Consider the following 12,830-nt stretch of genomic DNA (forward strand, 5'->3'; position numbering starts at 1 on the left):
TTCAGATCGCAGATGTTTGACGTCATCAAGTACTTCGACTCCAGCAGACGGTAGACCTCAATAGTTAAGGTGGTCAAGTAAAAGGTTGATAATGTGAAACACCTTGAGTACGCTCCGGGGCATGAGCGCCACCACCCCCCACGCCGTCCCGACCAAGCTGGAGCTGCTGGAGCTTCTCGCCGCGATCGGCACCGCCCAGTGGCGTGACTTCGCGGGGGCCGCGGCCCACCACGGCCTCACCTCCACCCAGGCGAAGGTCCTCGCCCAGCTGAACGGCCCCCTCCCGATGCGCGGCCTCGCCACCCTCCTGGTGTGCGACGCCTCGAACGTGACCGGCATCGTGGACCGGCTGGAGGCCCGCGAGCTGGTGCGCCGCGAGCCCGATCCCGCGGACCGGCGCGTCAAGAACGTCGTGGCCACGGACGCGGGCCGCGAGGTGATCCGCCGGGTTCGCGAGGAGATGCAGGCCACGCACGGCGCCCTCGACGTCCTGGACGACACCGAGCGCGCGACCCTCCACGCCCTGCTGGAGCGACTGCGCCCGACCCTGGAAAAGGACGCCTGAGACCGTCCCGGACCAGCTCCGGACCAGCTCCGGAGCCGACTCGCGGCCACTCCGCACGAACCCGTTGGCCAGGGGAAACGCCACCTGACAGACTGCAACGGCTTCAGAACGATCCAGGAGGACGCATGCCAGAAGAATCGGACACCCCGCAGAACGAATCGCCGGCCGAGGCGGCCAAGCGGAAGTTCAAGGAGGCCCTGGAGCGGAACGCCGCCAATGCCCAGTCGCAGCAGGCGCACCAGAGCCGGGCGAAGATCCAGGGCGCCGGCGGCAACCCGGGGGGCAAGAACAAGAAGGTCCGCCGCAAGACCGGCTGACCGCGGCGGCGCCGCATCGCCGCGGCACCGCCCCGCCGGCCCCGCCCGGGCCCGGGACCTGCACCAAGGTCCGGCTCCGGTCGGGGGCGGCACCTCCGCTCCGCGCACGGGGCGCGAGCCCGGGGCGCACGCGCACGTACGCACTCGGGGCCATGAGATCCGCCCGCCCGTCCGCGTTCGGTCAATCGGCCGACACGGGACCGCACCCCCGGAGTGCAAGGTTGAGCCACTCGGGTGATGGGTGATAACCCCCGGTGTCCACGGCAGTTGAGCAGCTCGTCCCGCCGAGGGCAGCTATCTCATGCGACAGTGCGACAGAAGAAGGATCTCCCACATGCTCAAGAAGTTCATGGCCACCGCAGCAGCCACCGCCGCCGTTCTGGGTGCCGGTGCCGCCGTAGCCTCCCCGGCGATGGCGATCGGCAACGACAACGGCGTCAACACGGTCAACGGCAACGAGTCCTCCCAGCTCTACGGCAACCAGGAGACCTCCGGCTCCATGAGCCCGCAGATGGCCGCGATCCAGGGCTCCCTGAACAAGCTCTGCGTCGGCCTGCCCGCGAAGGTCAACGCGCAGTCGATCCTGGCCCTGATCAACGTCGGCGTCCAGGACATCCCGATCGCGTCCAACCCGCAGAACCAGCAGTGCGCCGAGAACTCCACCCAGGCCAAGGGTGACGAGACGGCCTCGCACATCCTGGACAACATCCCGGTCCTCTCCGGCAACGTCTCCGCCGGTAGCTGACCCTCAACGGAGCGCCGGTGCACTGCCCTTCGGGGCGGCGCACCGGCGCTTCGTTTTGGTCTAGACCTTGACAGGTCCAGACCACCCTCGCTTCAGTGGGCGCAGGTGTCCGTAGCCCGTTGCCTCCCCACGGCAACTCCCCCCACTGAAGGAGAACTTCCGTGAAGCGCACCCTGCGCCGCCGCGCCCTCTCGCTGGCCGCCACCGCGGCCGTCACCCTCGGCCTCGCGATCGCCCTCCCCTCCTCCCCCGCCGCCGCGGCCCCCGCGTGCGCCGGCGCGTGGGCGTCCTCCACCGTCTACACCGGCGGCACGAGCGCCTCGTACGGGGGCCACAACTGGCAGGCCAAATGGTGGACCCAGGGCGAGACCCCCGGCACCACCGGCCAGTGGGGCGTCTGGTCGGACCAGGGCGTCTGCGGGGGCGGCGGGACCCCGGACCCGGACCCGACCAACCCCAACCCCTCCGGATTCGTGGTCAGCGAGGCCCAGTTCAACCAGATGTTCCCGAACCGGAACCCCTTCTACACCTACAACGGCCTGGTAGCGGCCCTGTCGGCCTACCCCGGCTTCGCCACCACCGGTGACGACACCGTCAAGCGGCGCGAAGCGGCGGCCTTCCTGGCCAACGTCTCGCACGAGACCGGCGGACTGGTGCACATAGTCGAGCAGAACACCGCCAACTACCCGCACTACTGCGACGCGAACCAGCCCTACGGCTGTCCCGCCGGGCAGGCCGCCTACTACGGGCGCGGGCCCATCCAGTTGAGCTGGAACTTCAACTACAAGGCGGCCGGCGACGCCCTGGGCATCAACCTCCTGGCCAACCCCTACCTGGTGGAGCAGGACCCGGCCGTCGCGATGAAGACGGCGCTCTGGTACTGGAACACCCAGAACGGTCCGGGCACCATGACCGCCCACTCCGCCATGGTGAACGGCGCCGGCTTCGGCGAGACCATCCGTTCCATCAACGGCGCCCTGGAGTGCAACGGCGGCAACCCGGCGCAGGTGCAGAGCCGCGTGAACAAGTACCAGAGCTTCACCCAGATCCTCGGCGTGACCCCGGGGAACAACCTGAGCTGCTGAGGCGGCTCTTCGCCCCGCCCGCTGCGGTCAGCCCAGCCGCAGCGTGGTGGCCAGCTGGGCCCGGGACCGGACGTCCAGCTTCTGGTAGATCCGGGTCAGCCGGGCCTCCACGGTCTTCACGCTGACGAAGAGCTTCGCGGCCGCCTCCTGGTTGCTGGCGCCCTGGGCCACCAGCACCGCGAGGCGGGTCTCCGCCTCCGTGAGGACCGCCAGGGGCCGGGCTCCGCCGCCGCCCTCGTTCCCGGACGAGGACGGCGACGGCTCCCGCGCCAGCTCGGCCCACGGGGTGGCGCCGGCCCGGGCGAAGGCCTCGGCCGCCGCCGCCAGTGCGGCGCGGGCGGGTGCGCGCCGCCGGCGGCGGCGTTCCACCCGGGCCAGGGCCAGCAGCGTACGGGCCCGTTCCAGGGGCAGTTCGAGGTGCTCGAAGCGCTGCGCGGTGTCCTCCAGCAGGGCCACCGCCGCATCGGCGTCGCCCTGCGCCGACAGGCACAGGCCCCGGGCCCGGTCGAGGGCTGCGATCACGCTGGTGCGGCCGAGCGCGAGGGCCGTCGTACGCACCCCGGCCTGGAGATCGGCAGCCTCCTCGGGCACGTCGGCGAGTATCAGGGCCTCGGCGAGCTCGCCGTGCCAGCGCAGGATCGAGGGGTCGACCACCTGCTGGGCGGCCTCCAGTTCGGCCACGCGGCGCAGGGTGGTGACGGCCTTCGCGGCCTCGCCCGTGGCCAGTTCGACCAGGCCGAGCACGTACAGGCCCCGGGAGAGGAAGACCTGGTCGTGCTCCTCCTCGGAGGCCTGGATGCCGCGCCGGGCGTATCCGGCGGCCCGCGCGAAACCCCCGCCCATGGCCTCGGCCAGGGCGGCCAGGTACCAGGCGGGGCCGGGCGAGAGGCCGGCCTCCACGGTCAGTTCCAGGGCGTCACGGGCGTGCGCGGTGGCGGCCGCGCACCTGCCCCGGCGCAGTTCCACCTCGGTGAGGCTGCGCAGCACCTCGAAGACGTCCTCGGCGGAGCCGGTGCGGCGGACGGCGGGCAGCAGCACGAGCAGCTGGCGCCGGGCGTCGGCGTTCCGGTCGTCGAAGAGGGCGTGGCGGACCGCGAGGTACTGCGGGGCGTTGCGCATGCCGAGGGGTACCTCGGGTGCGGGCAGGGCGAGTGCCTCGGCGAGGATCTCCTCGGCGTCCCGGTCCCCGAGGATGCGGCCCATGCGGGCCCGTACGGTCAGCGCCATGGCTTCGGCGACCTGGTCCCCGCCGCTGCGGGCCAGTGCGCCGGCCTCGGCGGCGGCGTCGCGGGAGCGGACGGGGTCGCCGTCGCTGAGGTTGTGCTTCCAGGCGGTCCGCAGCCGCACGGCGGCCTGGAGGGCGGGGTCGCCCTCGGCGTCGGCCATGGCGTACGCGAAGGTCTCGTCGAGGGCTCCGAGTGCCTGACCGGCGGCGTCGATGACGGCAAGGCGGGCACGCACCCGGTCGCCCGGCGAGGCGTCGCGGGCGAGCACGGCGCGCGTGGCGCGGCGGGCCAGGTCGGCGCGGCCGGCCCAGCCCGCGTCCTCGGCGGCGGCGACCAGCCGGGCGAGCTCTTCCCCGGGCAGGTGGTAGGGGGTGCGGTCGGCCGCGAGCAGACCGAGTTCGGCGGCCAGCGCCCGCTGGCCACGGCGCCTGCAGGACGCGGCGGCCTCGGTGACCTCGGCGGCGAGCGCCTGGTCGGGGGCGTCCACGGCCAGCGCGCGGTGCCGTACGGCCTGGACGGGGTCGTCGACGGCGGCGGCCAGTGCCGCGTGCCCGGCGGCGCGTTCGGGCCAGCCCGCGTCGGCGGCCAGTGCGGTCGGCAGGGCCCCGGCCATGAACCGGACCGTCCCGTCCTCTTCCACGGTGACCAGCGCGGCCCGCTCGGCCACCGCGAGCTCGGCCTCGGCGGCCAGCCGGCCGGCCCGGCGCAGCAGCGCGGTGGTGGGGCGTGCGGCGAGGGCGGCGTAGAGCAGGGTGCGCCGGGCCTGGGCGGGCACGACGCCGAGGAGCCGGCGGGCCACCTCGCGGGCCTGCCCGGAGACGGGCAGCGGATCGGCGTGGTGGGCGGCGCCGTCGCGGGACCCGGCGGCTTCGGCGACGGAGCGGCCGAGCGCCAGGGCGAGGCGCGGGTTGCCTCCGCTGGCCTGGTGGATCCGGCCGGCGAGGCGGGCCGGAAGGCCCCGGCGCATCAGCAGCTCGGCGATCTCGTCGGTGCCGAGCGGGGGCACCCGTATCTGCGGGGCGTCCGGTCCGCAGAGGGGCTCGGAGAGCGGCGTCCCGCCCTGGACGCATTCGGCGGCGAGGACCCGGACCCGGGGCGGGGTCAGGCCCAGGGCGAAGCGGAGCAGGTCGGAGCTCTCCGCGTCCAGCCACTGGGCGTTGTCGAGCGCGAGCAGGACGGGACCGCGGGCGGCGAGGGTGCGCAGCACCTCGACGACGGCGAGGCGCAGGGCGACGTGGTCGCGGCCGACGCGAGGCGCGTCGGTTTCCCGCCGCAGGAGGGCGATGGCGGTGCGCTGCGGTCCGGAGAGGCATTCCAGCGCGGCGGCCGGGACGGAGGCGAGGAGGGCGGCGGCAGCGGCCTCGGGTATCCACCGGTCGGCGGCTCCGGGGGCGAGATGGAGCACGGTCTCGTGGCGCAGCGCGGCGGCCTCGGTGAGGGCGCGCAGCACCTCGGTCTTTCCGGAGCCTGCGGGTCCGGTGAGCAGGGCGCGTCCGTGCGTGGTCAGCGCGCGGTCGACCGCCTTGATCAGTTCACCGTGTCCCACGGTCGTGTCGGCGTTCCCCGTCGCCACCACCACGCACAGCCACCAGCCTCTCGCTTGCCCGTTCTCTGTGCCCTTCCTGTGAGACGCGACAATACGAGGTCGGATGACCGGCTGGCCGGGATTGTGACGCAGAATTCAGTCACCTGACAGGAAAACCCGCCCGGCCTGCCGATACGCGGTGTATCAGCAGGTCGGACGGGCTGTTGGTCCGTACTATCGTGCCGTCAGGCCGAGTTGGACCGCGGTGGGGATCCGGCCCGGGGCCGGACGCGGCGGGCTCGGCTCAGCGGGCCCGGATCAGAAGGTCAGGCTCCAGGAGTCGATCTTGCCGGTGTCGCCGCCGGCGTTGTCGTTGACCCGCAGCTTCCAGGTGCCGTTCGCGACCTCGGAGGAGGCGTTCACGGTGTAGACCTGGTTGATGTTGTCGGCGCTGCCGCCGGTCCGGTTGTGGACCGTGTAGACGGTGCCGTCCGGGGCGACCAGGTCGACCTTCAGGTCACCGATGTAGGTGTGGACGATGTTGACGGCGACCTTGAGGGTGGCCGGGGCGTTGCCGGTGACACCGGTGACGGTGACCGGGCTCTCCACGGTGGTGTTGTCACCGATCGCGAAGTCCGTGGTGTTCTCGAAGCCCGGGGTGGGCGGGGTCGAGGTCACGGCCGCCACGGCCGCGGCGGCGTCGGCGAGGCCGGTGCCGCAGCCGCCGGTGCAGGTGCCGGCCAGCGGGCGGGCGTTCGTCTTGATCGCGGACTCGATCTGGGCCGGGGTCAGCGCGGAGTTCGCCGACTTCAGCAGGGCGGCGAGGCCCGCGACGTGCGGGGCGGCCATGCTGGTGCCCTGGTAGGGCTCGTAGTTCTCGGCGCCGGGGGTGGTGGCGCCGGTGTTCAGGGTGGACCAGATGCCGTTCTCGGGCGTGGTGATGGTGCCGGGCGTGTCGGTGGCGCGGCGGGTCTCACCGCCCGGGGCGGCGACGTCGATGATCGCGCCGTAGTTCGAGTAGAACGAGCGGTCGCCGGTGCGGTTGCTGGCGGCGACGTTGATCACGTTGTTGCAGCTGGCGGGCGAGAAGCCGGCCGCGTCGGCGTTGCTGTTGCCGGCGGCGACGACGACGGTCGTGCCGCGGCCGACGGCGGCGTTGATGGCGTTCTGGTACGTGGCCGTGCAGGCGCCCGAGCCGCCGAGGCTCATGTTGATGACCTTGGCCGGGGTCGCGTTGGCCGGGACGCCCGAGACGGTACCGCCGGAGGCCCAGGTGATGGCGTCGACGATGTCCGAGGTGGCACCGCCGCACTTGCCGAGCACGCGGACGGGCTGGATCTTCGCACCGTACGCGATGCCCGCGACGCCCTTGGAGTTGCTCGTGGCGGCGGCGATGGTGCCGGCGACGTGGGTGCCGTGCCAGGAGGAGTCACTGGCCTTGGAGCCGACGCCGCACTCGCCGGCCGCGCTCCAGTCACCCTGGTCGGCGGGGTTGTTGTCACGGCCGTTGCCGTCACGGGCGGCGGTGGAGCTGGAGATGAAGTCGTAGCCGGCGACCACGTTGGCGGCGAGGTCGGAGTGGGCGACGTAGCCGGTGTCGATCACGGCCACGGTGACGCCCGAGCCGGTGGTCGTGTCCCAGGCCGCCGGGACGTTCATGCCGGCGGTGGGCTCGAAGAGGTCCCACTGCTTCGCGTACTCGGTGTCGTTGGGGGTGACGGCGAGGGCGTAGGCGCGGGAGTCGGCCTCGACGTAGGCCACGTCGGGGTCGGCGCGGAACTGGGCCATGACGGCGGCGGCGTCGGCCGGGGTGCCGAGGGAGACGAGGGCGGCTCCGGTGCCGAGGCGGCGGTCGAACTTCGCCTTCTTCGAGGCCTTCTTGCCCTTGGCCTCCGCGTCCGCGGCGGCGGCCGTGTTGGAGCCGGCCTCTGCGGCCGAGGACTTGTAGCCGACGATGAGGTTCTCGACGGGGGCCACGGCGGTGGGGGCGCCGGCAGCCGGGAGGGTCGAGGCGGGGGCGGGATCCGCGGCGGTCAGCGCCAGGGAGGTGGTGGCGGAGCCGGCGAGCAGGGTGACGGACATCGCCACCACGGATATGAGCCTGCGTCGTCTGGATGCGTGCACGGTGTTCCCTTTCGCGGGCCGCCACGGAGCGCACCGGGCGGCCGGTTGGTGCAGTGTGGGAGGTTGACCGGCGGCGGCGGGACCGGAACGGGCTGGTCAAACCCGCCCGGCCACCGCTGCTGCACACCACGTGGTCGCCCGCCGCAGCGTCGGGGCTGGGCAACGGTGGCACCGGCGACGTCCGGCCTCGCAGCTTCACGCCATGTGGGGTGGGCGCGGGGGCTGTTCGGACGGGGAGGATCGCCGGTGGGCAGACAGTAGGCAAAGCGGGGATGAACGCGATACGGGGAAAACCCTTGTCACCACCCTGCCGGGCCCCCCGTAGGGTGGCCGGACCCCGACGGGGCCCCGGTGGAGGGGCGTTCGGGGCTGGGAGATGAGGAGGTGCGGGCGTGGGAGAGCTTTATCCGCCGGTCGAGCCCTACGACAAGGGGATGCTCGACGTCGGCGACGGGAACGTCATCTACTGGGAGGTGTGCGGCAATCCGGACGGAAAGCCGGCCCTCGTGGTCCACGGTGGTCCGGGGTCGGGGTGCAATGAGGCAGCCCGTCGGCTGTTCGATCCGGCACGCTACCGGGTCGTCCTGTTCGACCAGCGCGGCTGCGGCCGCAGCACCCCGCACGCGAGCGATCCGGCGACCGACATGCGGTACAACACCACCGGGCACCTGGTCGCCGACATGGAGCGGCTGCGCGAGCACCTCGGCATCGGCCGCTGGCTGCTGTACGGCGGCTCGTGGGGCTCCACCCTGATCCTGGCCTACGCCGAGCGGCACCCGGCGCACGTCTCGGAGATCGTCATCGCGGCCGTCACCACCACGCGGCGCTCGGAGATCGACTGGCTGTACCGCGGCGTCGGCCGGTACTTCCCCGAGCAGTGGGAGCGGTTCGTCGCCGGATCCGGTGGCACACCGCGTGACGGCGACCTCGTCGGGGCCTACGCCCGCCTGGCGGCCGATCCCGACGCGGAGGTACGGGCGAAGGCCACGGCCGACTGGTGCGCCTGGGAGGACGCGGTGCTGTCCGGGGAGACGAAGGGCGCCTCCCAGCCGTACACCGGCCGGCCGCCGGCGGCCCGCGTCGCCCTCGTCCGCATCTGCTCGCACTACTTCTCGCACGGAGCCTGGCTGGAGGAGGGCGAGCTGCTGCGCGGGGCCCACCGGCTGGCCGGCATCCCGGGCGTCCTGATCCACGGGCGCCTCGACATGGCCAGCCCCCTCGGCACGGCCTGGGAGCTGTCCCGTGCCTGGCCCGGCGTGGAGCTGACCGTGGTGGAGGAGGCCGGACACATGGGCGGAGCGGCCACCCTCGGCCATGTGCTCGGGGCCCTCGACCGGTTCGCGACCGCCGGCTGAGAGCCCTCGGACCGGGCCGGGCCGTCCGGCCTGCCGGGCTCGGGAGCCGGGCAGGCCGGGCGCAGGCTCAGGCGCCGAGCGGGCCCGCCGGTGGGTTCAGCCTGCGGAAGTAGGTCCAGCTGGTCTCGTTCGGCTCCGTCCACTTCTCGGGGGCGTGCGCGAACTCGGGGTGGTGGGCGGCCACGTACGCGCGGGTCCGCTCCGGGACCTCCGCGTAGGAGGCGAGTTTGCGGCCCCGGCAGTGGAAGGTGAGCCCGCCGGGGCGCTGCCCCTGTTCCATCCAGGGCAGCCAGGGCGACATCCGGGTCCAGGTCATGGTGGACGGGACGCTGGGCTCGGCGGTGGCGAGCACCGAGGCGGGGGCGAAGAACTGGAAGAGCTCCAGGGCGCGGTAGGTGTCGTCCGCCGAGTTCGCGGGGTACTGCGCGACGGGCAGCGGGGAGGGGTAGGCGAGCGGGATCTCCAGGCTGAAGCAGACCTCGTCGCCCAGTGCGGTCATGGGGACGGGGAACGGTCGCCACTTCTGGTTCGCCGGGTCGTTCCAGACGTGGACCACGGGCTTGTCCTCCCAGGTCTCCAGGATCTCCCGGGTCAGCGGGTCCAGGTAGAACGCGGCCTCGCGGGTGAGGAGCTGGTAGGTCCCCGGCGCCTCGTCCTCCACCAGCCGGGCCACGTTGAGGCCTTCGAAGCCGAAGAGGCGCCGGTAGGGCTCTCCCGGGGCCCAGGCGTGGACGTCGCCGGTCCACCAGAAGGTGACCTCGGATCCGTCGAGGGAGACGCGGGTACGGGCGAATGCCTGCAAGAGGTCTTCGGGTGTCATACCGGGCCACTCTGCGCGGTCGGCCGGTACCGGGCAAGCACCGGACCGGCCATGCGTGGCGGAACCGCCGCGGTCGGCGCCGGACAGCGGGTAGCGGGGCCAGCCGTGGCACCCGCCTTGCGGAAATCCCTTTCCGCTGCCCGGCCTTGTCGATCTAGCATGCGGCCCATGCCATCGACCGTTCGACTCCTGATCCTCATCACCACCCTCCCGGGCCGCGGCCGGGAGCAGATCGAGGCCTACGAGCGCCTCGCGCCGGCCGTACGGGCCGAGGAGGGTTGCATCCGCTACGACATGCACCAAGTGAGCGGCGATCCGGACCGGTTCGCCCTCGTGGAGGAATGGTCCTCCCGGGAGGCCCTCGCCGCGCACGACGTCACCCCGCACATGATCGAGGCGGACGCGGCGAGCCCGGCGTTCCGCGCGGGCCCCGCAGAGGTGATCGAGCTCGACGCGGCGCCGCTGGCCTGACCGTCCCGTGGAGGCCCGGTTGACGGGGACGGGGGTGGGCGGCAACCGTGACCCGCATGGGGAACGAACGCCGACTGCTCACGCTGCTGATATGTCTGGTGCTGGGCTCCGGGCTGACCGCCGCCGTGCTGGGGGCCGCGCGCACCGGCGGGCCCGGCGCACCGGCGACCGGAGCCGGTCCCGTGCCCGGCGACTTCGTGGACTTCCGGGAGGTCCCGGCCGGACCGGCCGAGGCCCCCGCCGCAGGTCCGCAGGCCTCCGCGGGCCGGGTGTCGGTGGATTGCGGCCGCAACGCGGAGGGCCACTACAACGAGGACAACCTCGTCGTCTCCCCGGGACTGCGCTCCGGCGCCCACCACACGCACGGCTACGTCGGGAACCTGTCCACAAACGCCTTCTCCACCGACGCCTCCCTGGACGCGGCCGCCACCAGCTGTGCGGGCGGGGACCGTTCCACGTACTACTGGCCGGTGCTGCGCCGCACCGACCGGCCGGGCGACCGGCCGCACGAGGGAACCGCGGGCCACGGGAACGCGGGCGCGATCCTCCCCGAGGCCGCGGTGTCGGTGGAGTTCCTCGGCAGTCCGGTGAGCAAGGTGGTGGCGATGCCCCGGTTCCTGCACGCGGTGACCGGCGACGCGGTGGCCCTCACCGCGGACTCCGACGCGGAAGTGCGGGCCCGCTGGGGCTGCTCGGGCTCCCCCGACCGGTCCACCACCCGCTACCCGCGCTGCCCGCGGGGCGAGCGGCTCACCCGTACGCTCGTCTTCCCCAGCTGCTGGAACGGCCTGGACACCACCGCGCCGGGACACCGCGCGCACCTGCGCTTCCCGGCAGCGAACGGAGTCTGTCCGCAGGACACCTTCCCCGTACCGCGCCTGCGGATCTCCCTCGCCTACGACGTGCCCGCGGGGGCGCCCATCGCCCTCGACTCCTTCCCCGAGCAGCGGCACAGCCCCCGGACGGACCACGCGATGTTCGTGAACGTGATGACCGGCCCGCGGATGGACGAGATCGTGGACTGCCTCAACCAGGGCCGCACCTGCCGGACCTGAGCGGCGCCGGCCGAGCGGCGGCGCACGCCCCACGGACCCCGGGGTGCCGCAGGTGACGCAGGTGACGCAGGTCACGTGAACCCGGTGCCCGTGCGCGGCGTGTTGTGACCGCACCACGCAAGCGAGGAAGACGGAGAGGGTGAGATGGCCGGACCACTGTGGCCCCGCACTCGGCGGGGCTCGACCGACGAGGCACTGATCAAGTCCGTGTACGAAGAGCACGGTCACGCCCTGCTCGCGTACGTGACCCGGCTGACCGGGGACCGGGCAGCGGCCGAGGACATCGTCCAGGAGACCCTGATCAGGGCCTGGCGCCACTCCGAGGTCCTGGTGAACGGGAAGGGCTCCGTACGCGGCTGGCTGCTCACGGTGGCCCGCAACATCGTCACCGACCGGTACCGGGCGAAGGCGGCCCGGCCGCCGGAGGTGTCCGGATCGCCGGCGCACCCGCCGGTGGAGGCGGACCACGCCGACGCGGTCGTGGACGCGATGACCGTACTGGGCGCCCTGGACCGGCTGTCGCCGGAACACCGGGACGTGCTGACGGAGTTGTACTACCGGCAGCAGAGCGTCGCCGAGGCGGCCGACGCCCTCGGCATCCCGGCCGGCACGGTGAAATCGCGCTCGCACTACGCGCTCAAGGCGCTCAGAGAAGTCTTCAGGGACAGCACGGGCGGCCCGTCACCGCGGCCCGGCGGACTGCAGGAGGTGGTGGCATGAACGGGCAGCGGCACGAGGAGGAACTGCTCGGCCCGTACGTTCTCGGCGTCCTGGACGACGCGGAGGTCCGCCGGGTCGAGGAACACGTGGACGGCTGCGTGCAGTGCCGTCAGGAGGTGACGGCTTTGCGCGAGATGGAGACGGCGCTGGGCGAGGTGCCCCCCGAGGCGTTCCTCGACGGTCCGCCGCAGGGCGGGGACCTGCTGCTCCAGCGCACTCTGCGCCAGATGCGCCAGGAGGTGGACGGGGCGCGCCGGCGCCGGACCGCGTTCGCGGGACTGGCGGTGGCGGCCTCGCTGACCGCGGTCTTCTGGGCCGGTACGCAGCTGGGCGGCGGGAACGCCGAGGTCGAGGCCCGGCCGCTGCCGACGGTCTCGGCCCAGCCGTCTCCCCCGGTGGCGGGGACCAAGGTGGCCTCCGCGACGGATGCGGGCACGGGCGCGCGGATGACCGTACAGGTGACGCCCGCGGCCAAGTGGGTGAGGGTGCACGCCGCGGTGTCGGGCATTCCGGCGGGCGAGCGCTGCCGGATCGTGGTGGTCTCCCGGGACGGCACGCGCACCACCGCGGGCGGCTGGGTGGTGGGCACCGCGGAGCACGGCGAGGGCAAGGGCGCGGCGCTGGACGGCTCAGCGGCGGTGGATCCGGCGGACGTCCGGGCGGTCCTGGTGGAGAACGAGTCGGGCACGGCGTTCGTCTCGGTGCCCATGTCCGCGTGACGCCGCCCCGCCGAACGTGACGGAGCCCGGGAGCATGTCCAGCTCCCGGGCTCCAGCTTGCCACCCATTTGCGCACACCGACGGCGTTTAAGAGTCGCGGGTC

12 protein-coding genes are annotated in these 12,830 nt (G+C 73.2%); 9 read left to right on the plus strand and 3 right to left on the minus strand.

Annotated elements, in window-relative coordinates; all coding sequences use genetic code 11:
- Nucleotides 1–121: 121 nt before the first annotated feature.
- The 4 genes from ACZ60J_RS02305 (at nt 122) to ACZ60J_RS02320 (ending at nt 2,712) form a co-directional block, all read left to right on the plus strand.
- Nucleotides 122–565 (plus strand): MarR family winged helix-turn-helix transcriptional regulator, encoded by a 444-nt coding sequence (locus tag ACZ60J_RS02305; RefSeq protein WP_266875140.1) that lies wholly within the window; start codon nt 122–124, stop codon nt 563–565.
- A gap of 125 nt (nt 566–690) precedes the next feature.
- Entirely contained in the window at nt 691–882 is a 192-nt protein-coding gene (locus ACZ60J_RS02310) for a DUF5302 domain-containing protein (protein ID WP_469678261.1), read from the plus strand.
- 334 nt (nt 883–1,216) lie between these two features.
- On the plus strand, nt 1,217–1,627 hold the full coding sequence (locus ACZ60J_RS02315) for a rodlin (RefSeq protein ID WP_469678263.1): 411 nt from the start codon (nt 1,217–1,219) through the stop codon (nt 1,625–1,627).
- Between the two features lie 173 nt (nt 1,628–1,800).
- Nucleotides 1,801–2,712, plus strand: coding sequence for a glycoside hydrolase family 19 protein (locus ACZ60J_RS02320; protein WP_469679091.1), 912 nt, complete (start codon nt 1,801–1,803; stop codon nt 2,710–2,712).
- Nucleotides 2,713–2,739: 27 nt separating this feature from the next.
- On the opposite strand, the gene ACZ60J_RS02325 is transcribed toward ACZ60J_RS02320, so the two are convergent.
- The gene (locus tag ACZ60J_RS02325; RefSeq protein WP_469678265.1) at nt 2,740–5,517 is read right to left on the minus strand and encodes a helix-turn-helix transcriptional regulator; all 2,778 of its coding nucleotides are present in this window, start codon (nt 5,515–5,517) and stop codon (nt 2,740–2,742) included.
- Nucleotides 5,518–5,781: 264 nt separating this feature from the next.
- The gene (locus ACZ60J_RS02330) at nt 5,782–7,545 is read right to left on the minus strand and encodes a S8 family serine peptidase (protein WP_469679092.1); all 1,764 of its coding nucleotides are present in this window, start codon (nt 7,543–7,545) and stop codon (nt 5,782–5,784) included.
- Nucleotides 7,546–7,979: 434 nt separating this feature from the next.
- On the opposite strand from ACZ60J_RS02330, the gene pip reads away from it, so the two are divergent.
- Nucleotides 7,980–8,942, plus strand: coding sequence for a prolyl aminopeptidase (gene pip, locus ACZ60J_RS02335; protein WP_469678267.1), 963 nt, complete (start codon nt 7,980–7,982; stop codon nt 8,940–8,942).
- Nucleotides 8,943–9,009: 67 nt separating this feature from the next.
- Here pip and ACZ60J_RS02340 read toward each other — a convergent pair whose 3' ends face one another.
- Nucleotides 9,010–9,762, minus strand: a complete 753-nt coding sequence (locus ACZ60J_RS02340) for a DUF1838 family protein (RefSeq protein WP_469678269.1) — start codon at nt 9,760–9,762, stop codon at nt 9,010–9,012.
- 168 nt (nt 9,763–9,930) lie between these two features.
- On the opposite strand from ACZ60J_RS02340, the gene ACZ60J_RS02345 reads away from it, so the two are divergent.
- The 4 genes from ACZ60J_RS02345 to ACZ60J_RS02360 all read left to right on the plus strand — a co-directional run bounded on the left by ACZ60J_RS02345 (nt 9,931) and on the right by ACZ60J_RS02360 (nt 12,727).
- Nucleotides 9,931–10,233: a putative quinol monooxygenase gene (locus tag ACZ60J_RS02345; RefSeq protein WP_382975472.1), complete on the plus strand. Its 303-nt coding sequence runs from the start codon at nt 9,931–9,933 to the stop codon at nt 10,231–10,233.
- 56 nt (nt 10,234–10,289) lie between these two features.
- Nucleotides 10,290–11,288, plus strand: a complete 999-nt coding sequence (locus ACZ60J_RS02350) for a DUF1996 domain-containing protein (protein WP_469678271.1) — start codon at nt 10,290–10,292, stop codon at nt 11,286–11,288.
- A gap of 144 nt (nt 11,289–11,432) precedes the next feature.
- Nucleotides 11,433–12,008, plus strand: a complete 576-nt coding sequence (locus ACZ60J_RS02355) for a sigma-70 family RNA polymerase sigma factor (protein WP_469678273.1) — start codon at nt 11,433–11,435, stop codon at nt 12,006–12,008.
- Nucleotides 12,005–12,727: a zf-HC2 domain-containing protein gene (locus ACZ60J_RS02360; protein ID WP_469678274.1), complete on the plus strand. Its 723-nt coding sequence runs from the start codon at nt 12,005–12,007 to the stop codon at nt 12,725–12,727. Before ACZ60J_RS02355 ends, ACZ60J_RS02360 begins: the two co-directional genes overlap by 4 nt.
- Nucleotides 12,728–12,830 lie beyond the last annotated feature (103 nt).

The organism is Streptomyces sp. NPDC104226 (assembly GCF_055584085.1).

Excerpts from the sequence above, each read along its gene's own strand:
- ACZ60J_RS02305 (WP_266875140.1), top strand. The coding sequence starts at position 122 with ATGAGCGCCACCACCCCCCACGCCGTCCCGACCAAGCTGGAGCTGCTG.
- ACZ60J_RS02310 (WP_469678261.1), top strand. The coding sequence starts at position 691 with ATGCCAGAAGAATCGGACACCCCGCAGAACGAATCGCCGGCCGAGGCG.
- ACZ60J_RS02315 (WP_469678263.1), top strand. The coding sequence starts at position 1,217 with ATGCTCAAGAAGTTCATGGCCACCGCAGCAGCCACCGCCGCCGTTCTG.
- ACZ60J_RS02330 (WP_469679092.1), bottom strand. The coding sequence starts at position 7,545 with ATGTCCGTCACCCTGCTCGCCGGCTCCGCCACCACCTCCCTGGCGCTG.
- ACZ60J_RS02340 (WP_469678269.1), bottom strand. The coding sequence starts at position 9,762 with ATGACACCCGAAGACCTCTTGCAGGCATTCGCCCGTACCCGCGTCTCC.
- ACZ60J_RS02345 (WP_382975472.1), top strand. The coding sequence starts at position 9,931 with ATGCCATCGACCGTTCGACTCCTGATCCTCATCACCACCCTCCCGGGC.
- ACZ60J_RS02350 (WP_469678271.1), top strand. The coding sequence starts at position 10,290 with ATGGGGAACGAACGCCGACTGCTCACGCTGCTGATATGTCTGGTGCTG.
- ACZ60J_RS02355 (WP_469678273.1), top strand. The coding sequence starts at position 11,433 with ATGGCCGGACCACTGTGGCCCCGCACTCGGCGGGGCTCGACCGACGAG.
- ACZ60J_RS02360 (WP_469678274.1), top strand. The coding sequence starts at position 12,005 with ATGAACGGGCAGCGGCACGAGGAGGAACTGCTCGGCCCGTACGTTCTC.